This is a genomic window from Bacteroides sp. AM54-2NS, from assembly GCF_003602935.1.
In the GTDB taxonomy this organism is placed as follows: Bacteria; Bacteroidota; Bacteroidia; order Bacteroidales; family Bacteroidaceae; genus Bacteroides; species Bacteroides xylanisolvens.
On record NZ_QTMZ01000012.1, the window covers coordinates 118,871 to 140,353 of the forward strand.

15 protein-coding genes and 1 pseudogene are annotated in these 21,483 nt (G+C 42.8%); 4 read left to right on the forward strand and 12 right to left on the reverse strand.

The window, feature by feature from the left end:
• Positions 1-37 precede the first annotated feature (37 nt).
• The 11 genes from DXA05_RS09955 to DXA05_RS10005 all read right to left on the reverse strand — a co-directional run bounded on the left by DXA05_RS09955 (position 38) and on the right by DXA05_RS10005 (position 10,371).
• The gene (locus DXA05_RS09955; protein ID WP_008025994.1) at positions 38-379 is read right to left on the reverse strand and encodes a hypothetical protein; all 342 of its coding nucleotides are present in this window, start codon (positions 377-379) and stop codon (positions 38-40) included.
• Positions 369-632: a hypothetical protein gene (locus DXA05_RS09960; RefSeq protein WP_049703533.1), complete on the reverse strand. Its 264-nt coding sequence runs from the start codon at positions 630-632 to the stop codon at positions 369-371. Before DXA05_RS09960 ends, DXA05_RS09955 begins: the two co-directional genes overlap by 11 nt.
• A 131-nt stretch (positions 633-763) precedes the next feature.
• Positions 764-1,999, reverse strand: coding sequence for a sodium ion-translocating decarboxylase subunit beta (locus DXA05_RS09965; protein WP_004300937.1), 1,236 nt, complete (start codon positions 1,997-1,999; stop codon positions 764-766).
• Entirely contained in the window at positions 1,999-3,834 is a 1,836-nt protein-coding gene (locus DXA05_RS09970; RefSeq protein ID WP_128859127.1) for a biotin/lipoyl-containing protein, read from the reverse strand. Before DXA05_RS09970 ends, DXA05_RS09965 begins: the two co-directional genes overlap by 1 nt.
• A 26-nt stretch (positions 3,835-3,860) precedes the next feature.
• Complete coding sequence (locus DXA05_RS09975; RefSeq protein WP_004311386.1) at positions 3,861-4,121, reverse strand: OadG family protein; 261 nt, start codon at positions 4,119-4,121, stop codon at positions 3,861-3,863.
• 983 nt (positions 4,122-5,104) lie between these two features.
• Complete coding sequence (locus DXA05_RS09980) at positions 5,105-5,944, reverse strand: FecR family protein (protein WP_128859128.1); 840 nt, start codon at positions 5,942-5,944, stop codon at positions 5,105-5,107.
• A gap of 10 nt (positions 5,945-5,954) precedes the next feature.
• Entirely contained in the window at positions 5,955-6,545 is a 591-nt protein-coding gene (locus tag DXA05_RS09985) for a sigma-70 family RNA polymerase sigma factor (protein ID WP_004300948.1), read from the reverse strand.
• Between the two features lie 77 nt (positions 6,546-6,622).
• Positions 6,623-8,122, reverse strand: coding sequence for a peptide chain release factor 3 (locus DXA05_RS09990; protein ID WP_347812596.1), 1,500 nt, complete (start codon positions 8,120-8,122; stop codon positions 6,623-6,625).
• Between the two features lie 171 nt (positions 8,123-8,293).
• The gene (gene rfbD / locus DXA05_RS09995) at positions 8,294-9,160 is read right to left on the reverse strand and encodes a dTDP-4-dehydrorhamnose reductase (RefSeq protein ID WP_004304426.1); all 867 of its coding nucleotides are present in this window, start codon (positions 9,158-9,160) and stop codon (positions 8,294-8,296) included.
• The gene (locus DXA05_RS10000; protein WP_004310296.1) at positions 9,161-9,706 is read right to left on the reverse strand and encodes a DUF4924 family protein; all 546 of its coding nucleotides are present in this window, start codon (positions 9,704-9,706) and stop codon (positions 9,161-9,163) included.
• Positions 9,707-9,717: 11 nt separating this feature from the next.
• Complete coding sequence (locus DXA05_RS10005) at positions 9,718-10,371, reverse strand: LysE family transporter (protein WP_004310295.1); 654 nt, start codon at positions 10,369-10,371, stop codon at positions 9,718-9,720.
• 258 nt (positions 10,372-10,629) lie between these two features.
• On the opposite strand from DXA05_RS10005, the gene purL reads away from it, so the two are divergent.
• The 4 genes and pseudogenes from purL (at position 10,630) to DXA05_RS10025 (ending at position 19,817) form a co-directional block, all read left to right on the forward strand.
• Positions 10,630-14,334, forward strand: coding sequence for a phosphoribosylformylglycinamidine synthase (gene purL, locus DXA05_RS10010; RefSeq protein ID WP_009040525.1), 3,705 nt, complete (start codon positions 10,630-10,632; stop codon positions 14,332-14,334).
• Positions 14,335-14,602: 268 nt separating this feature from the next.
• Positions 14,603-18,611: pseudogene (locus tag DXA05_RS10015) on the forward strand (response regulator).
• A complete protein-coding gene (locus tag DXA05_RS10020; RefSeq protein WP_004300957.1) occupies positions 18,608-19,150 on the forward strand; it encodes a chromate transporter in 543 nt (180 codons plus the stop codon). The pseudogene DXA05_RS10015 and the gene DXA05_RS10020 overlap by 4 nt, the downstream one beginning before the upstream one ends.
• 118 nt (positions 19,151-19,268) lie before the next feature.
• The gene (locus DXA05_RS10025) at positions 19,269-19,817 is read left to right on the forward strand and encodes a chromate transporter (RefSeq protein ID WP_004300958.1); all 549 of its coding nucleotides are present in this window, start codon (positions 19,269-19,271) and stop codon (positions 19,815-19,817) included.
• A 110-nt stretch (positions 19,818-19,927) separates the two neighbouring features.
• Here DXA05_RS10025 and DXA05_RS10030 read toward each other — a convergent pair whose 3' ends face one another.
• Complete coding sequence (locus DXA05_RS10030; RefSeq protein ID WP_044918767.1) at positions 19,928-21,436, reverse strand: family 10 glycosylhydrolase; 1,509 nt, start codon at positions 21,434-21,436, stop codon at positions 19,928-19,930.
• Positions 21,437-21,483 lie beyond the last annotated feature (47 nt).

Genomic DNA, 21,483 nt, shown 5'->3' on the forward strand with positions numbered 1-21,483 from the left:
CCGTGAAACAGGACGATTTCTTTTTATATCATAAGGACTACAAAATACCGTTTTGCTTCAGGATATCTTCTATTTCCTTATCTGTCAAACTTTCACATTCGGACTTGTCATAGATAGTAAGCAACTTTATTTCCGAATCTATCTCTGTCAGAATCACCGTATAGGTTATCACTCGCGCACCTCCGCTCTTTCCTTTATTCTTCGAAGTAATGGCCATGCGAACCTTACGAAGATTATTCCCCAAGCTGACTCCTTGTTCAGGATTCGCTTTCAGAGATTCCAATAAATTGGCATAATCCAACTTCAGAGATTTGTAATGTTTGCTCAATTTTTTCAATTCTCTCGCAAAACGAGGAGAATACGTTATATCACAACTCATCCAGCAAATCCTCCGCTGGCTTAAAATCCAGCTTACCTTCCAGATTCAACTTCAATTCCTTGCACGCCTCATCAAGGCTTTCCAGAATTTCGGTCTTTGTCCGATAAGGAGTTGCCTCTTCAGCAACCACCCTCACCTGTTCTTCTTCATGATTCAACATTGATCTTATCTTTTTCAGGATAGCTATATCATCCACATCCAGAATCTGACGAATCAGTGCATTCTTTTCCGCCTCTAATGACATTGTGCTCATACGCTTTCCGTTTTTACTGTTATACATTACTCACAAAGGTAGCGTTATCAAATGAGTCTGCCAAACTTGAATGTATAAAAAGTATTTCTCCATGAAGAAATAAGATCTTCAATGATGAAGATTCTCCTCGCTTACGCAAGGAAGGAGATCAACACACCCGCAGCTACGGCAGAACCGATTACTCCGGAGATGTTGCTTGCCATGCAATACTGCAATACGTGATTCTTCGGATCGTATTTCAAAGCAATCTCATTGGCTACACGGCTCGCCATCGGAACGGCACTCAAACCAGTGGCGCCGATAAGCGGATTGATTTTCTTCTTCGAGAAGAGATTTACCAGTTTCACAAAGAAAATACCACCGGTTATAGAAAGTGCAAATGCAAGGAATCCACCGATCACAATACCGATTGTTGTCCAGTTGAGGAATGCTTCGGCTGTCATCGTTGCTCCTACAGACAGTCCGAGGAAGATGGTGGCAGCATTCATGATGCTATTGGAAGCGGCATCGAACAAGCGGAATGTGTTAGTTCCGATTTCTTTCACCAGATTACCAAACATCAACATACCCACCAAAGGCACTGCACTTGGCACGAAGAGGGCAACAATAGTAGTTACCACAATCGGGAAGATAATCTTCAATACACGCAGGTTCTTGATTTCAGTCTTCGAAGGGTATTTCTTTTCCTGTTCTTTCATGTTGATGCTCAACTCTTTCTTCGTACAGAACAGCTTCACTACCAGCGGAATAATCACCGGAACGAGCGCCATGTACGAATAAGCGGCAATGGCAATCGGGCCCAGCAAATGCGGTGCCAGTTTGATGGTGGTAAAGATGGCTGTCGGACCATCCGCACCACCGATAATGCCCAGAGAAGCGGCTTCCTGTGGAGTGAATCCCATCAGGATGGCTACCAGCAACACGGTAAAGATACCCAACTGTGCAGCTGCACCGAATATAGAAAGATGCAGGTTACGCAGCATCGGCCCGAAGTCCGTCAACGCACCGACACCCATAAAGATGATCGGAGGCAGGAAACCTGTTTTAATCAACATATAGTAGATGAAGTTCATGATTCCCAGTTCGTGGGCAATGTCATGCAAAGGCATTTCCCAGATGTTCTTCAACACTCCGTTTACCATCACCATACCATTTTCGTCGGCCTGAATCACGCCCATATCTCCTCCGGGGAAGTTGGCTAGCAACACACCGAAAGCGATGGGGACAAGCAGCAACGGCTCGTACTGTTTCTTAATACCCAAATAGAGCAGAACGAACGCGATGGCATACATTATCAGGAACTGCGGTTCGGCAATGATATTGCTGAACGCAGTCATGTCATATAAGTTCTCAAATATTTCGTTCATTATCCTATCTTCATTAATACGTCATCTTCTGAAACAGCATCTCCCGGGTTGACACAGATAGCAGTCACTGTACCGCCAAACTCTGCACGGATGGCATTGTAGGTCTTCATCGCTTCTACATAGCAGATTACATCACCTTCTTTCACAGTGTCACCTACTTGCAAAGGAGTTTCCTGCGCACCTTTCACTAAGAAGAACTTGCCTTCCAACGGAGAAAGTACTTCTTTACCCTCTCCTGCCGGAGCAGTGGCAGCACCCGCAGGAGCAACAGGTAGTTCGGCATCACCGTATGCTACCGTCACACGATAGGCCTGTCCGTCCACTTGTACGGTCAGTGTCTTCGGTTTGGCATCTTCTTCCGGAGATTTATCTTTTTCGGCACGACGTTTGGCTACGTCTTCCAGGAAGTCTTCTTTTGCTTTGCCACTCTTGTAAGCCTCATATTGAGCCGGGTGCATAGCATATTCGAAGAGTTCTTCGTCGTCCTGTCCCACTTCCCATTTGTTCTCTTTCATCAGTTTGCGATATTTGTCGAGAGCATCGGGATAATTATTCTGCGGATCACCTTCAAAGAACTTACGGCCTTCACGTTCTGCCTTTTCAATGATTTCGGGAGCAAGTTTGCCCGGCAGACGTCCGGCTTTACCCAGAATCATATCCCAGATATCATCTGCAATCATTCCCCAACGTTCTTTTCCTTTTTCCATGGCCATCACGTTCATCATGGCGAGGTTCTTCACGTATTGGCTGAACGGAGTCACCAATGGAGGATAACCGACACGAGGCCATACGTATGCTACTTCATCAAAGAGTTTGATGAGCAACTGGTCTTGCGTCATAAACGGCAGATTATGTTTTGCCTTATATTTATTGATTGATTCCAGATTGGATTCAAGGTCGGCCATCAGACTACCCATCATACCGCCGGGAAGTCCGGGAGCAATCAGCAAAGAGTTCATCAGACGGTTTTTCGGGCTGATATACAAGCCGAGGAAGTCGTCCATAAATTCCTGAATCATGCCGCGCACTTTCATGTAGGCTTCCATATTGATTTCGGGCACTTGATATCCGGCGTCTTTCAGCATCGCCTGCACACTAAGCAAGTCAGCATGGCCTGTTCCCCATGATAGTGGTTCCATGCCTACGTCGATGTAGTCGCAACCGGCTTCGCATACTTCGAGGATGCTTGCCATATTGAATCCGGGACCTGCATGACTGTGATACTGAACGGGGATTTCGGGATGTGCCGCCTTGATATTTGCTACGATCTTACCTAACGATACAGGACGGCCGATACCTGCCATGTCTTTGATACAGATTTCGTCTGCTCCCAGTTTGATAAGTTCCAGCGCCATATTGGTGTAGTACTCTACGGTATGGATAGGCGAATGAGTGATGCAAAGCGAGCATTGCGAAATCATGCCTGCTTCCTTTGCGTATGTGATGGAAGGAGCAATGTTACGCACGTCGTTCAATCCGCAGAACGTACGGGTAATGTCTGTTCCTTGTGCTTTCTTTACTTTGTAGAATAATTTGCGGACGTCTGCCGGAACGGGGCTCATACGGAGTCCGTTCAGTGCGCGGTCGAGCATGTGGGTTTGAATACCGGCTTCGTGGAACGGTTTTGTCCATTCGCGTACCGCTTTATTCGGGTTTTCACCAAACAATAAATTTACCTGTTCAAAACCTCCGCCGTTTGTTTCTACGCGGGCAAAACAGCCCATTTCAATGATGGCAGGAGCTACCTTTACGAGTTGGTCTACACGAGGTACGTATTTTCCGGCAGATTGCCACATATCTCGGAAAACCAAACTAAACTTTACTTCTCTTTTCATGTCTTTCAGTGATATTCTTTATAGATTTATAATTTTTCTACTTTAGTGATTTTTCCTTTACCTTGTGTCACCACATTTACAGCAGCTGTAATGGCGGCTAAGATGTTTCCCGGAACAGGGGCAGGACCTTGCGATGCTTCCCGCTTCACAGGAACCACTTCTTCAGGAGCATACTTGTTGACTAATGTAATCAACAACTTACCTAAACAAATCACAATCAGCAGAATAACAAACACGGTAGCCATTCCGACCACCATCAGCAGGATCGCTGTTTCGATATTTTCCATATAATAAACTATTAGTATTTTAAGTTGTTCGTCTAAAAAGCGTCCGAAAATACCAAATTTTTATTATAAAATAAATTAAGAAAGGAATATAATGTATAAAAACGTCATTTCTCTGATTGGAAAACTGGGGAAGTTTAATGATTTATGATTTATGATTTATGATTTATGATTTAGCGTGCCATCCACATCTAAACTAAATTCCCATTATCTTATTTACTATCTGCTTCTATTGCATAACCCAAATAGTAAATGGTAAATAGTCCAATAGTAAATCGTCCTATCTATTGTTCCTACAAAAAATGTGAGAGAAAGCCCCTCAACTTTCTCTCACACTCTGATAAAACAATTATTAAATAAAAATACTCAATGATAGACCGGTTCAGCCCTTTTCTGGTTTCATACCCTCTTAACCTACTATTAAACTACCAGATAAAAAACCGGTCTTGTTAAACCTCTCATGGGCCATCACGGCTTTCATTCTTTTAATTAGCGTAGCAGTCTAGTTGAAAAACCCTTTTTTTTAAGCCAACTAAGTCTGTTTAATCGGAAAAAACAAGCCTCTAAAGCTCATATCACGTCCGATGAGGGAATCTTTCCGGCTTACGTTTGTGGCAGGAATAATTCATCTGCCGCTGTCTATTGTTTGCTTTGAGCCCTAGTTTGCATTTCTTTTAAAACATTGTTTGTTTTGGGTTAAATTTAAATTTTATAAAAAGCATCTATTGTTTGTTTTGAGTTTAGCTTGTAATTCTCTATAAAACATCTATTGTTTGTTCTGAATCCCGGCCTTATTTCTGCCGGATAATTTCTAATTTCTTCTACAACATTTAATCTTCTAATCAATTCTACCGTTTTCTTCAAATATCATTAAATAGCTCATCTATTAGAAAGAGAAGCATCCGTTGTTTTTTTACCAAGAAAAAATGAAGAAAATTTGAAGAAAAACAAAAAAGCCTCTTCTGGATAGTCAGAAGAGGCTTTTTTTATTTTAAAATAATTTCTTTCCCTCGAATTTGATAACTGATTCCACACGATCCAAAGACTTTTTCCAGTGTGGCGTTCAGGTCTTTTGTTAAGACCGTCCCGTTGTAGGTCAGCCCCTCGCATTTCTCATGTCCGACGACTGTTACTTCAAATATATGCTCAATATCTGCCACTACATTTATTAGCGGATCGTCTTCATACCCCAACACCTCGGGGAACTCCGATTCTTCTGCCTTTTTCTCTACCGGCACAATCTTGTTCTCATCGCAATGAACGCTTTCCCCGGCAAGCAATGTACGCTTACCTACAGCAGTCTCGACTTGCACACTTCCTTCCTCACAGTTGACGGTCATCTTCTTTCCTTGCTGATCGATGAGGAATTTCGTTCCCAGTACGGTTACGTCGCCGGCTTCTGTACGGACCGTGAATGTCTTGCCTTTGGTTACGTTAAAAGAGGCTTTACCCAATAGTTGCAATTTGCGCTCCCAAAGCCATGTGATATGATTGTAAGTCAGGCGGGAATTTTCCATCACCTGCACAGTACTGCCATCCGGCAATTCATAGTTCATAGCAGTGTTATCAGTCACCACCTTTTCTTCTGCCAGGAAGTAACCGCCTATCCCCAAAAGAAGGACAACTGCCGCTGCCACTCCCCATGAGAAAGAGAAACTTCTCCCCGCACCTTGCTTTCTTCCCCGGCTTAAGGCGATCTTATGGCTCTCCTCACGTTGCAACTTCAGCTTATCACCTATTTCTTTTTTACGAGAAAAGATTTCGCCAACCAGAGGAAGTTTTCCTTCTTCTAAGTATTTATCTAAAGATTCTGTCCACTTTTCCATATCTCACACCTCAATTAAAAATCCACAAATTAGCTGCTACCAACAACAAGAAAGATTTGCTCATACGCTCCCGCAAACTGGAGATAGCCATATGAGTAGTATTGTAAACCGTACGTGAAGTGAGTCCCATCACCTGGGCTATTTCTTCCGGACTCATCTTCTTATAATACTTAAGATACAATACCTCCCGCTGTTGCTTTGTCAAATTGTTCAGCTCTTTCTGCAAAACTTCCAGCTGTTCTTTTTCCAACTCTGAATGGATAATAGCAGTTTCAATATCGATCTCCAGATCAAACTGATATTCGTTTGTGCCTACTTCATCCAGTGATTTGAATGATCCACTATTCTCTTTTTTCAGTTCGTTCACTATCATGTGTCTCAACGAAACACACAAGTAAGCGGGTATGGATTGAGGTGCCGCGCAAGTTTCTCTTTTCTCAAAGATGTAAACAAACAACGACTGTATCGCCTCGGTCACCAGCGTATCATCACCGGCTATCTTCATGCCATATCCATACAGTAAATCTGCATATTGCTCATAAAGCTGCCGGAATGCCTCTTCATCCCCTTGCTGAATTTTATCCCAGGATAGTGTCTTCATTTCTATTCACTCATTTATATGAGATATGTTTTTCCTTTTTTTACCTGATTTTTTAGTTAAAATCAACGGAATATGTTTTAAAACTCACTTGTAAAGTGGAATTTGATGTGTTTAAAGTCCATCTGCGCCATCTGAAGTACATAACCGGAGTCTGCCAGGAACACATCGCGCCCTTCTCTATCCTTCGCCATATACTGGTATTTACGTTTCTTGAAAGCTTCCAGTTCTGCGGGATCATCGCTTTCTACCCAACAAGCCTTATAAAGGCTTACTGGTTCCCAACGACAGGACGCATTGTATTCATTCAACAAACGGTACTGAATGACCTCAAACTGCAACTGTCCCACCGTACCGATAATCTTACGGCCATTGAACTGATTGACAAACAACTGTGCCACACCTTCATCCATCAACTGATCGATACCTTTCGCCAACTGTTTCTGCTTCATCGGATCGGCATTTTCAATATACTTGAACATCTCCGGCGAGAAGCTCGGCAATCCGCGGAAATGAAGCATTTCACCTTCTGTCAGCGTATCGCCAATCTTAAAGGTACCATTATCCGGCAGACCGATAATATCTCCTGCATAGGCTTCGTCAATCGTTGTTTTACGCTGTGCCATAAATTGGGTGGGCGATGAAAAACGCATGGTCTTTCCATGACGAACGTGCACATAGGGAGCATTGCGGACAAACTTGCCGGAGCAAATCTTACAGAATGCCACACAAGAACGGTGATTGGGATCAATATTGGCTGTGATCTTAAAGATGAATCCGGTGAATTTCGGTTCGTCGGGATTCACTTCACGCTCTTCTGCCTGTACGGGACGAGGACTGGGAGCTATCTCCACGAAACAGTTCAGCAGCTCTTGCACACCGAAGTTGTTCAACGCTGATCCGAAGAATACAGGTGCACAGTCTCCTGCGAGATAGGATTCCGAATCAAATTCGGGATAAACACCTTCGATCAGTTCCAGATCACCACGCAGCTTGTCTGCCAATGGCTTGCCAATCTGCTGATCCAGTTCTTCCGTATGAATATCGACTGCCACTTTTTCCGTTACCATCTGTTTGGATGGCTGGTACAAGTCCAGTTTCTGTTCGTAGATGTTGTATACTCCTTTGAAACGTGCTCCCTGCTCTATCGGCCAGGACAAGGGACGAACCTGAATCATCAGTTCTTCTTCGAGTTCATCGAGCAAGTCGAACGGTTCTTTTCCTTCACGGTCCATTTTGTTGACGAAGATTATTACCGGAGTCTTTCTCATGCGGCATACCTCCATCAGTTTACGCGTCTGCGTTTCCACCCCCTTCGCACCGTCTACAACGATGATAACACTGTCTACAGCAGTCAGTGTGCGGTATGTATCTTCAGCAAAGTCCTGGTGACCCGGAGTATCGAGAATGTTGATTTTATAATCCCGATAGTCGAACTCCATCACGGAAGTCGTTACCGAAATACCACGTTGTTTCTCGATTTCCATCCAGTCGGACGTAGCCGTCTTTTTAATCTTATTACTCTTTACAGCACCTGCTACCTGTATCTGACCACCGAAAAGCAATAGCTTTTCCGTCAATGATGTCTTACCGGCATCCGGATGCGCAATAATGGCGAACGTCGCCGTCTCAAAATTTCTGTATTATCTGCCATATATTAATATGAATGAAGAATGAAGAATGATGAATGATGAATGATGAATGATGAAAGAAGAATTGTTACGCTATCTATAAAGCCGCATCGAAATTCTTCATTCTTCATTTTTCATTCCTAATTTTATCAAGCATTGTTTGAGGCTCTCCTCCCAATGAGGAATCTCTATATCGAACGTTGTTTTTATTTTTGTTTTATCAAGCACGGAATATGCCGGGCGGTTTGCTTTCGCGGGATATTCGGCTGTATGCAAAGGTTTCACTTTGCAGGTGGTTATTCCTGCCAGACGATGAATAGCTACCGTGAAATCATACCAGGAACAAACTCCCTCATTGCTGAAATGGTAGATACCGCGAACAATACCTTTATTAATAATAGCATAGATGGCCCGTGCCAGGTCATTGGCATACGTCGGAGTCCCGATCTGGTCGAAAACAACTCCCAGGCTGTCACGCTCTTTTCCAAGACGAAGCATCGTCTTTACGAAATTATTGCCAAAAATAGAATAGAGCCATGCGGTACGGATAACGACTGCTTGCTCGCAGTGATTCATTACCTCCTTTTCTCCTTCCAGTTTAGTGGTGCCGTATACAGAATCCGGGCAAGGATTGCAGTCTTCCGTGTATGGAGTATGCGCAGTACCGTCAAATACATAATCAGTAGATACTTGTATCATGGCAGCACCATTGGCTTGGGCCGCACTTGCCAGTTGTTTCGGTGCTTCACAATTCAATTTGTATGCTAATTCTTGATTATCTTCAGCTTTATCTACAGCTGTATAAGCAGCACAATTAACAACAAGCTCAATCTGCTTCTCTGCCATATAAGTCCACACAGCTTGCTTGTCGCAGATGTCGAGTTCCTGCACATCTGTGAAATAATACGTATGTTGCGGGTTCTCTTTCGCAAGCACCTGCATCTCATTGCCAAGCTGACCGTTGGCACCCGTTACTAAAATTCTCATTTATTCATCCAGTTTTAATTCACCTTTACGGTCTTTATCATAATAATTTGCCAACATAGAAAGGAAACTAGTGATAGCTTCCACTGCCTTGGCAGTTCCTTCGCTGATAGGCTTCTTTTGAAGACGAAGCAGGAGTACTCCATACAACGCTTCAAAACAGGTTTCCAGTTCGGGTTCATCTTTCTTGCCGTTTTTATTCCGTAATTCTACGATAAACGGTAATGCCTTGAAATAAGCAGCACTGTAAAAAGGAAATTTAGGAGAAGAGGACAATGCGTTGTGCAACTCTGTCAGATTGATAATTACATTTTTATTAATCTGCAGATGACCCTTTTCCCGTACTCCTTCCTCGCCCATCATCGTAATCAGGTTGGTATACCATTCTCGCATGGCAGGCCGCTGTTCTTCCGGATAGCGGGTAATTACATTTGCCTCCATCTCTTCCGGTTCACAATGATTGGCACGGATCAAGTCTTCCTCTTGCCACATATATATAAGGTATTCGGCAATATTCTTCTCTTTCAGTTGTTGTGCTATCTGATTCATTATGTTATCTCTTAATAAAGTGACTCTCCCAACAAAGTATAAATCAATCCGGCAACAGATACCAGCATTACGATACTTCCTACAACACGATTCAGTATCCAGATACCACGTAAATTGAATTTAGTGCGCACCTTATTCACAAAATAAGTGATACCCAACCACCAGGTCAATGCTCCTATAGCAATTGCAAGATATCCCGTGATCTCTTCAAAGACCAGCACCCCCGGCTGCACAAAGGCAAAACGGGCGAAAAGTCCGATAAACAGAAAGATTATCAAGGGATTGGAGAGAGTGACGAAAAATGCGGTAATAAAGTTATGGAAATAAGAACCTTTGCTGGAGGAAGCCGGACGAATGGACTGCACCGGGTTGCTACGAAAGGTATATATACCAAAAAGGAGTAGCATGATGCTCCCCAATAATTGCAGATAGAAAATATTCTTATTAATATAATCGAACACAAAGCTCATCCCGTAGCCGGTGAGCAAAGCGTATGCTATATCGCTCAAAGAGGCTCCCAGACCTGTTACAAATCCATACCAACGCCCCTTATTCAAAGTCCTCTGGATGCATAATACGCCCACCGGACCGAGGGGTGCGGACACAACAACGCCAATAATAAAGCCTTTCACTAATATATCGAATATTGTCTCTATCTGAATCATGTCGCAAATATCGCACTTTTTTGTGATATGGGGATAGTATATTAACGTTTTTTCCACACAAGAATCACTATATATAGCGATAATAAGTAAAACGTACATCGAAAATAAACATATTAAATAAGGTATAGGAATTTATTCTCTATTTTTTTCCTACCACCAACGAAATTGATTATCTTTGCGCCACAGAAAAAGAGAAGAGTTTCTCCTGCAGGAACTTCAATCGTAAAATCGTAAATCGTAAAATCGTAAATATACAACATGATTCTTTTTTTCAGAACCCCTTCCAAGAGCGTGATTGCCGTAGAGAGCAACCATCAGCTCACCCCTGACGAAAGTAATAAACTCTGCTGGCTTTTTGGCGAAGCCGTGATGGAAAGTGAAGAAAACCTGAAAGGCTGTTTCGTTGGCCCACGCCGCGAAATGATCACTCCCTGGAGTACAAACGCAGTAGAAATCACCCAAAACATGGGGCTCGAAGGCATAAGCCGCATCGAGGAGTACTTCCCTGTTAAGGACGAAAATGCCGATTACGACCCGATGCTCCAACGCATGTACAAAGGACTCGACCAAAACGTATTCACGACAAACCGTCAGCCGGAACCAATCATCTACATTGAAGATCTCGAAGTGTACAACGAAAAAGAAGGTTTGGCTCTTTCCAAAGAAGAAATGGACTACCTGAAGAAAGTAGAAAAGGACCTCGGACGGAAGCTGACCGACTCTGAAGTATTCGGTTTCGCACAAATCAACTCCGAACACTGCCGCCACAAAATTTTCGGCGGAACGTTTATCATCGACGGTGTAGAGCAGGAATCTTCTCTGTTCCAAATGATTAAAAAGACGACACAGGAAAATCCGAATAAAATAATCTCTGCTTATAAAGATAACGTAGCCTTCGCTGAAGGTCCGGTTGTGGAACAGTTTGCTCCGGCAGATCATTCAAAACCTGATTTCTTCCAGGTAAAGGACATCAAGAGTGTTATCTCACTGAAAGCGGAAACTCATAACTTCCCTACTACTGTAGAACCATTCAACGGTGCTTCTACCGGTACGGGTGGTGAAATCCGCGACCGTATGGGTGGTGGTAAAGGTTCATGGCCGATTGCAGGTACTGCTGTTTACATGACTTCTTACCCGCGCACAGAAGAAGGACGCGAGTGGGAAGAGATTCTTCCGGTACGTAAATGGTTGTACCAAACTCCGGAACAAATTCTTATCAAAGCATCCAATGGTGCTTCCGACTTCGGTAACAAGTTCGGTCAGCCGCTGATCTGCGGTTCAGTACTGACTTTCGAACATACAGAAAACAAAGAAGTTTATGGTTACGACAAAGTCATCATGCTCGCCGGTGGTGTTGGTTACGGTACACAACGTGACTGCCTCAAAGGTACACCGGAAGCAGGAAATAAAGTGGTAGTAATCGGTGGTGACAACTATCGTATCGGACTGGGTGGCGGTTCCGTATCTTCTGTTGACACCGGTCGTTACAGCAGCGGTATCGAGTTGAACGCTGTGCAACGTGCCAACGCAGAAATGCAGAAACGTGCCAACAACGTAGTACGCGCTCTTTGCGAAGAAGAGGTGAATCCGGTGGTTTCTATCCATGACCACGGATCTGCCGGACACGTAAACTGTCTGTCCGAACTCGTGGAAGAATGTGGTGGTTTGATCGATATGAGCAAGTTGCCTATCGGTGACAAGACTTTGTCTGCCAAAGAAATCATCGCTAACGAAAGTCAGGAACGTATGGGTCTGCTGATTAAAGAAGAGGCTATTGAACATGTACGTAAGATTGCCGAACGCGAACGCGCTCCAATGTACGTAGTCGGTGAAACAACCGGTGATCATCGTTTCGCTTTCCAACAGGCTGACGGTGTACGTCCGTTCGACCTTGCCGTAGAACAGATGTTCGGTTCTTCTCCCAAAACCTATATGGTAGACAAGACCGTAGAACGTCATTATGAAATGCCGAAATACGAATTGTCTAAACTACATGAATATCTGACGAATGTATTGCAGCTTGAAGCTGTAGCCTGCAAAGACTGGTTGACAAACAAGGTAGACCGTTCGGTAACAGGCAAAGTGGCTCGTCAGCAATGTCAGGGTGAACTTCAGTTGCCGTTGAGCGACTGCGGTGTCGTAGCACTCGACTACCGTGGCGAGAAAGGTATCGCTACCTCTATCGGACATGCTCCGCAAGCAGCATTGGCTGATCCGGCTGCCGGCTCTATTCTTTCTGTATCCGAAGCGCTGACCAATCTTGTTTGGGCTCCAATGGCGGAAGGTATGGATAGCATTTCACTGTCTGCCAACTGGATGTGGCCTTGCCGCTCTCAAGAAGGTGAAGATGCCCGTCTGTACACCGCTGTAAAAGCTTTAAGCGATTTCTGTTGCGCGCTGCAGATCAATGTTCCTACCGGAAAAGACTCTCTATCTATGACACAGAAGTATCCGAACGGCGAGAAAGTGATTTCTCCGGGAACTGTGATTGTTTCTGCCGGTGGTGAAGTTTCCGACGTGAAGAAAGTGGTATCTCCGGTATTGGTTAACAATGAAAAGACTACGCTTTATCATATTGACTTCAGCTTCGATGAACTGAAACTGGGTGGTTCGGCTTTTGCACAATCTCTGGGTAAAGTTGGTGACGAAGTACCTTGCGTACAAGATGCCGAATATTTCCGTGATGCTTTCCTTGCCGTACAGGAACTTGTCAACAAAGGATTGATTCTTGCAGGACACGATATCTCTGCCGGTGGTTTGATCACTACATTGCTCGAAATGTGCTTCTCTAATGTAGAAGGCGGTATGGAAATCAGCCTCGACAAGATGAAAGAACAGGATATCGTTAAGATTCTGTTTGCTGAAAATCCGGGTATCGTTATCCAGATCAGCGACAAGCATAAGGATGAAGTGAAGAAGATTCTGGAAGATGCAGGCGTAGGCTATATAAAGCTGGGTAAACCGACTGACGAACGCCACATTTTGGTATCTAAAGACGGTGCTACTTACCAGTTTGGTATCGATTATATGCGTGACGTATGGTATTCTTCTTCTTACCTGCTCGACCGCAAACAATCTATGAACGGTTGCGCAAAAGCACGTTTTGAAAACTATAAGATGCAACCTGTTGAATTCGCTTTCATGCCGGAATTCAAAGGTAAGCTTTCTCAATACGGTATCACTCCGGATCGTCGTACCCCAAGCGGTATCCGTGCGGCTATCATCCGTGAGAAGGGTACAAACGGTGAGCGCGAAATGGCTTACTCACTCTATTTGGCAGGTTTCGACGTAAAAGACGTTACAATGACCGACCTCATCAGCGGACGCGAAACACTGGAAGACGTAAACATGATCGTTTACTGCGGTGGTTTCTCTAACTCCGATGTACTGGGTTCTGCTAAAGGATGGGCAGGCGCATTCCTGTTCAACCCGAAAGCTAAAGAAGCATTGGATAAATTTTATGCACGCGAAGATACATTGTCATTGGGTGTCTGCAACGGTTGCCAGCTGATGATGGAACTCAATCTTATCAACCCGGAACTGAAGAAGAAAGGAAAAATGCTACATAACAATTCACACAAATTCGAATCACGCTTCCTTGGTCTTACTATCCCGACTAACCGCAGTGTGATGTTCGGCTCTTTAAGTGGAAGCAAACTGGGTATCTGGGTAGCTCACGGAGAAGGAAAATTCTCTTTGCCATATGACGAAGATAAATATAATGTAGTAGCGAAGTATAGCTATGATGAATATCCGGGCAATCCGAACGGTTCCGATTATTCTATCGCAGCACTGGCCAGCGCAGACGGACGCCACTTGGCTATCATGCCTCACTTGGAACGTTCCATCTTCCCATGGCAGAACGGTTGCTATCCGGCCGACCGCAAGAACAGCGATCAGGTTACTCCATGGATAGAAGCGTTTGTCAATGCCCGCAAGTGGGTGGAAGCGAAAATGAAATAAATCATTTCCATATTTTACAGAGGCTGGTACTTTAAATAGTGCCAGCCTCTTATTTTACGGAACTTTCCATTCTACCGGAAGACTTCTGATAGATACCAAAATACCGAAAACAAACAGTATATACAAATAGTTATAAAATAGTCTATTTTCTTCATTTTTGGAGCGCTGTTATCTTTCATCAAAATTTTGTAATATCAAAAAATCTTCTTAATTTTGTCAAACTTTCCCCCTCATAAAAGATTCAATAACCCTTAAAAGTCCTATTTGTATGAAAAAATGGCTTTTTCTAATCTTATTGTTTCCTCTAATTTGTGTCGCGCAGACGTATCGATATCTCGGAGTGGAGGATGGGTTAAGTAACCGGCGGGTTACTGCATTCAAAAAGATAAAACCGGATACATGTGGTTCCTCACGCACGAAGGTATTGATCGATACAATGGAAAAGAGTTTAAACGATATAAGTTAATGGATGGTGACGCAGAAGTGAACTCTCTGTTAAATCTAAACTGGCTTTATATTGATCAGGAAGGAGTCTTATGGGAAATCGGGAAAAAAGGAAAAGTATTCCGGTATGACCAGATTCACGACTGCTTCAGTCTTGTATATAAATTACCGATGGAAAGTTTCAGCGAACAGCCGGACCCGGTCACTTATGCCTGGCTCGACCAGAACAAACACATCTGGCTATGCAATAAAGATACTATCTTTCTCTATAATACGGACACCAAACAAGTCACCCATATAAAGAATGATATAAGTGAAGAAATCACTGATATTGAACAAATAGACGAATCGCATTTCTTCATCGGTACGGAAATGGGGATTCATTATGCCCAATTAGAAAACAACGCATTGAAACTTATCAATTGCGATAAGTTGGAGAGCGTGAAAGCCCAAGTAAGCGATTTACACTTCGACAAAAAGATTCGGAAACTATTCATCGGCACTTTCTTGCGGGGAATTATGGTTTATGATATGAATACCAAATCCGTCATACGACCGGATTATAACCTGAAAGATATCAGTATCACACGGTTCAAGCCGCTAAATGACAAAGAGTTATTAATAGCTACCGATGGCGGAGGAGTACACAAAATAAATATGGATACTTATCAAATAGTACCCGAAATTGTGGCTGATTATAACAGTAATTGTGGCATGAACGGTAACAGTATCAATGACATTTTTGTGGATGATGAAGAACGGATATGGCTGGCTAATTATCCCATCGGAATCACGATACAAAACAACCGTTATACGAGCTACAAATGGATTAAGCACTCCATCGGTAACAAACAGTCTTTAATCAACGATCAAGTAAATGCCATTATTGAAGACAGAGAGGGAGATTTATGGTTTGCAACGAACAATGGCATCAGTTTTTTTAATTCAAAGACCGGACAATGGCGATCGGTGCTTAGTGCTTTTGAAGAGTCGCAAGGTAATAAAAGCCATATCTTTCTTACTATATGCGAAGTGGCTCCCGGAATTATCTGGGCAGGCGGGTACTCTTCCGGTGCTTACCAGATAGATAAGAAAACGTTCAGTGTCAGCTATTTCATGCCGCCTTTGTACACTCATACAAACAAGCGACCGGATAAATATATACGTGATATTCGTACAGATATGCAGGGTTATATCTGGTCGGGAGGATTCTACAACCTCAAGCGTATTAATCTGAAGACGCAGGAAGTACGGTTTTATGATGGATTAAATTCCATTACCGCCATCGTTGAGAAAGATGAAAAAAGTATGTGGATCGGTAGTGCCACCGGCCTATGTCTTTTAGATAAAGAATCCGGAAAATTCGAGCGCATAAAACTTCCGGTAGAGTCGAGCTATATCTATTCCCTGTACCAAGCAAAAAACGGTTCATTGTATATAGGTACCAGCGGGTCGGGACTATTGATTTACGATATTAATAAAAAACTGTTCACTCATTACCACACGGAAAACTGTGCTTTGATATCCAATAATATCTATACCATATTATCGGATGCGGACAAAGATATAATCATGAGTACAGAAAGCGGATTGACAAGTTTTTATCCCAATGAGAAAAAATTCTATAACTGGACCAAAGATATGGGATTGATGACCACCCATTTCAATGCGCTATCAGGTACGTTACGGAAAAACAATAAATTCATTTTAGGCAGTTCTGACGGAGCAGTGGAATTTGACAAGGATATGAAATTGCCCAGAAGTTATTCTTCTAAAATGATTTTCAGCGATTTCAAGCTTTTTTATCAAACAATCTATCCGGGTGATGAGGATTCTCCGTTGAAAGCAAGCATCAATGATACAAAGGTACTAAAGTTAAAATACAATCAAAACAGATTCTCTTTGCAGGTTTCTTCCATCAACTATGACTATCCTTCCAATATTCTTTACTCTTGGAGGCTAGAAGGTTTCTATGATAAATGGAGCAAACCCGGAACCGAGAATACAATTCGTTACACCAATCTTGCGCCGGGCAAATATACACTAAGAGTACGTGCTATCTCCAATGAAGACAAACGTGTCATGCTTGAAGAAAGAAGCATGGATATTGTTATCGCCCAACCTTTCTGGCTGACATTCTGGGCCATGCTGGTTTATACAGCTATCCTTTGTCTCATTGCCATCGTCCTATTGCGTATACTGATTTTGAGGAAGCAACGCAAAGTCTCCGATGAGAAAATACACTTCTTTATCAATACGGCACATGATATCCGTACCCCATTGACGCTTATCAAAGCACCTTTGGAAGAACTACGCGAGAAAGAGGAGTTGAGTAAAGAAGGTATTTCGAACATGAATACGGCATTACGAAACGTAAATGCCTATTACGTCTTACCACCAATCTTATCAACTTTGAAAGAGCGGACGTATATTCTTCCGAATTATATATTTCAGAGCATGAGCTAAACACGTTTATGAATGAAATATTCAACGCGTTCCAGCAGTACGCCAACATCAAACATATCAACTTCACTTATGAAAGTAATTTCAGGTATATGAACGTATGGTTTGATAAAGAAAAGATGGAATCTATCTTTAAGAACATCATTTCGAACGCACTGAAATATACTCCGGAAAATGGAAATGTACAGGTTTTCGTTTCAGAAACATCTGACTCATGGAGCGTGGAAGTCAGAGACACAGGAATCGGCATCCCGGCCAATGAACAAAAGAAATTGTTCAAACTTCATTTCCGTGGCAGCAATGCTATTAATTCCAAAGTAACAGGAAGTGGTATCGGACTGATGCTTGTATGGAAGCTAGTCCGCCTGCATAAAGGAAAGATTAATCTGTCAAGCATCGAAAACCAGGGATCGGTTATCAAAATAACATTCCCTAAAGACAGCAAGCGCTTCCGGAAAGCACATCTGGCAACTCCGAGCAAACAGCGTATAGAAAATACGATTGATAACGTTCCGCCTCCATCACCTGAAATTTACGAAAATGCACAAAAGAAAGAGAACATTAATCATCGTCGCATCTTGATTGTGGAAGATAATGATGAGTTGCGCAACTATCTGTCGCAAACGTTATCCGAGGAGTATTTCGTACAGGTTTGCTCCAATGGAAAAGAAGCATTGACGATTATTCCCGAGTACAAACCAGAGCTGGTTATTTCAGACATTATGATGCCTGAAATGCGGGGGGATGAATTATGCCAAGCTATCAAGAATAATATCGAAACCTCCCACATTCCTGTTATCCTGCTGACTGCTTTGAATAATGAGAAAGATATTCTCTCGGGACTTCAGATTGGTGCGGATGAATACGTTGTGAAGCCATTCAATATTGGTATATTGAAAGCTAATGTTGCCAATCTGCTGGCTAACCGTGCACTATTGCGCAGCAAATTCGCAAATTTAGATCTGAATGATGAGGAAAATGATGAAGACTGCATCAACTGTTCGCAAGACATTGACTGGAAATTCATAGCAAACGTCAAAAAGAACGTGGAAGATAACATTGACAATCCTGCTCTCACGGTAGATGTATTATGCAGCCTGATGGGAATGAGTCGCACAAGTTTTTACAATAAATTAAGGGCATTAACCGATCAGGCACCGGGAGATTATATCCGGCTGATTCGTCTGAAACGTGCCGTACAATTACTAAAAGAAGACACACATAGCATAACAGAAATTGCAGAAATGACGGGATTCAGTGACGCCAAGTACTTCCGCGAAGTATTTAAGAAGCATTATAATGTAAGTCCCAGTCAATATGGCAAAGAGAAAAAAGCAGTTAGTAAGGAAGGAGGAGAAAAGAAAGAATGAACATTTATCTCGAAGCATTTGGAATCTTTTTTAAAATAGGCGCCTTTACTATTGGAGGAGGATATGCAATGGTGCCACTGATTGAAAATGAAATTGTCACCAAACGGAAATGGATTGCGCAGGAAGATTTTATCGATCTGCTGGCTATCTCCCAATCCGCACCGGGAATTTTGGCAGTCAATATTTCTATCTTTATAGGATATAAGCTGCGTGGAATCCGGGGAAGTATTATCACAGCATTGGGAACAATTTTGCCGTCTTTCATTATTATATTGGCTATCGCCCTGTTCTTTCATAGTTTCAAAGACAATCCGATAGTGGAACGTATTTTTAAAGGAATTCGCCCGGCAGTGGTGGCACTCATCGCGGCGCCGACCTTTACCATGGGACGATCCGCAAAAATCAACCGCTACAATCTGTGGATTCCTGTTGTCTCGGCAATATTAATCTGGCTGTTGGGCTTCTCCCCTATCTGGATTATTATTGCGGCCGGTGTAGGAGGTTTCCTGTGGGGGAAATTTAGAAAAGTTGAGAGTTGAGAATGGAGAGTTGAGAAGGCGCGGATTAACGCTGTTGTTTTACAGATTCATAATTCTAAAAGCCGGGAAATCCGTGTAATCCATGCCTAAAATTATTATATAATAAATTATTAATCACATGATTTACCTACAGTTATTCTATACATTTTTCAAGATCGGGCTCTTTGGCTTCGGTGGCGGTTATGCCATGCTTTCCATGATTCAAGGCGAAGTGGTAACCCGCTATGGATGGGTGAGTTCGCAGGAGTTCACGGATATTGTCGCAATCAGCCAAATGACTCCAGGACCTATTGGTATCAACGCAGCTACTTATGTAGGGTTTACTTCTACGGGTAGCGTATGGGGTTCCATCATTGCTACCTTTGCCGTAGTCCTTCCCTCTTTCATCTTGATGTTGACCATCAGTAAATTCTTCCTAAAATACCAGAAACATCCGATAGTAGAATCTATTTTTAATGGATTACGCCCGGCAGTAGTCGGATTACTCGCCTCCGCCGCGTTGGTATTAATGAACGCAGAAAACTTCGGTTCGCCTACGGAAGATACTTATTCATTCGTTATCAGTATCATTATCTTTCTGATTGCATTCATCGGAACAAGAAAATATAAAGCCAATCCGATATTAATGATTATCGCCTGTGGTATTGCAGGTTTGCTGCTCTATTAATAACGAGCGGCTGAACAGTAAACAAAAAAACAGTAAACAAAAAAACGGTGAATAAACTGCGTTATCATTCAGCAGAGTGTTCACGTTTTATCGTTGTTTATTCTATACCTTTACAGTTTTAACTTCTTACTTACGGATTTCGATTCATTATGTAAACGATCTAAAGCTGTCACTACATAACGGCATTTTGTTTTTCCTGTTTCATAAGGAAGTCTATAGAATGGATTGCGCGTGATAGCTACAATATGAGAAGGATCGTCCAAATTCACCTTTTCTTTACTGTCAAAACGATAGACTACATATTGAACTGCCTTATCCATCTCTGTATCAGCTTTCGGAGCTGTCCAAAAAAGGATATAGCCATCTTCCGTCCATACCTTTTTCATTTTACGTACCTTGCCCGGAGCTTTATCATCCATAAAATCAAAGACTGGAATCAAAGCAGGATATTTATGATATTCACTGATTAAAGCATCGCGATATCTACCCTGGTTCTCAACAACAGCTGCTGCATACCATTGACAGCTACCTCCGATTGTTTGGTAAGCACGTTGCAAAGCCATCTTGCGGGGAAGCTGATTGATAGAAGAATTCTGCGGATCGGCAAACTGAACTGTCTTTGGCACCGACTGACCAATGAACAACGGCCGGTTTTCCGAATGAGTAGCCCACCATTTCACCAATGTCTCATAGTCGGCAGCTTTGTGGCCAATCTCCCAGTAAATTTGCGGAATATTATAATCAATCCATCCTTCACGTGCCCAAAGGAGTACATCGGCATAAAGATCATCATAGTTCTGCAAACCATTGGTGTTGCTTCCCAATGGATCGCTCTTCTGATTACGATAAATACCGAACGGACTGATACCAAACTTCACCCAAGGCTTGATGCCACGAATCGTTTCGTGAAGCTTCTTTATCAACACATTCACATTACTACGACGCCAATCTGCCTTATTGGTGAAACCTCCACCATAACGGGCGAAACTTGCATCATCCGGAAAATCCAATCCATTAACCGGATAAGGATAGAAATAATCATCCATGTGAATAGCATCTACATCATAACGAGACACAATATCGGTCACAATTTTACAGATATGCTCCCGGCTTTCGGGAAGTGCCGGATCGAAATATAGCTGATCGCCATAAGTAACAAACCATTCCGGATGCTGGTGATAAATATGCTCCGGCGCCAACTTATTTTTTAATGAGGTCTTCACACGGTAAGGATTGATCCAGGCATGAAACTCCATATTCCGTTTCTGACATTCTTCAATCATAAACTGCATCGGATCCCACATAGGAGAAGGCATCTGACCTTGCGTTCCTGTCAGAAAACGACTCCACGGTTCATGCTGGGAAGCATATAATGCATCCGCTTCAGGGCGTACCTGAAAGATGATTGCGTTAATACCAGCTTCCTGAAGAGAGTTCAACTGACTAATCAATATTTGTTTCAGCCTCTCTGTGGGAATGCCACGAAACTGACCGTTAACAGCTTGTATCCACGCTCCACGGAATTCACGTTTAGGATATTTATTGCCTGATGGCACCTGTGCCCTCACTCCTACCACCAGAAGAAGAGCTAAAAGTAAAAGATAGTTTTTCAGCTTCATAATATTCTTAAATCGTAATAATGTGACGCAAAGATAATACAAACTCC

Excerpts from the sequence above, each read along its gene's own strand:
- DXA05_RS09955 (WP_008025994.1), bottom strand. The coding sequence starts at position 379 with ATGAGTTGTGATATAACGTATTCTCCTCGTTTTGCGAGAGAATTGAAA.
- DXA05_RS09960 (WP_049703533.1), bottom strand. The coding sequence starts at position 632 with ATGAGCACAATGTCATTAGAGGCGGAAAAGAATGCACTGATTCGTCAG.
- DXA05_RS09965 (WP_004300937.1), bottom strand. The coding sequence starts at position 1,999 with ATGAACGAAATATTTGAGAACTTATATGACATGACTGCGTTCAGCAAT.
- DXA05_RS09970 (WP_128859127.1), bottom strand. The coding sequence starts at position 3,834 with ATGAAAAGAGAAGTAAAGTTTAGTTTGGTTTTCCGAGATATGTGGCAA.
- DXA05_RS09975 (WP_004311386.1), bottom strand. The coding sequence starts at position 4,121 with ATGGAAAATATCGAAACAGCGATCCTGCTGATGGTGGTCGGAATGGCT.
- DXA05_RS09980 (WP_128859128.1), bottom strand. The coding sequence starts at position 5,944 with ATGGAAAAGTGGACAGAATCTTTAGATAAATACTTAGAAGAAGGAAAA.
- DXA05_RS09985 (WP_004300948.1), bottom strand. The coding sequence starts at position 6,545 with ATGAAGACACTATCCTGGGATAAAATTCAGCAAGGGGATGAAGAGGCA.
- rfbD (WP_004304426.1), bottom strand. The coding sequence starts at position 9,160 with ATGAGAATTTTAGTAACGGGTGCCAACGGTCAGCTTGGCAATGAGATG.
- DXA05_RS10000 (WP_004310296.1), bottom strand. The coding sequence starts at position 9,706 with ATGAATCAGATAGCACAACAACTGAAAGAGAAGAATATTGCCGAATAC.
- DXA05_RS10005 (WP_004310295.1), bottom strand. The coding sequence starts at position 10,371 with ATGATTCAGATAGAGACAATATTCGATATATTAGTGAAAGGCTTTATT.
- purL (WP_009040525.1), top strand. The coding sequence starts at position 10,630 with ATGATTCTTTTTTTCAGAACCCCTTCCAAGAGCGTGATTGCCGTAGAG.
- DXA05_RS10020 (WP_004300957.1), top strand. The coding sequence starts at position 18,608 with ATGAACATTTATCTCGAAGCATTTGGAATCTTTTTTAAAATAGGCGCC.
- DXA05_RS10025 (WP_004300958.1), top strand. The coding sequence starts at position 19,269 with ATGATTTACCTACAGTTATTCTATACATTTTTCAAGATCGGGCTCTTT.
- DXA05_RS10030 (WP_044918767.1), bottom strand. The coding sequence starts at position 21,436 with ATGAAGCTGAAAAACTATCTTTTACTTTTAGCTCTTCTTCTGGTGGTA.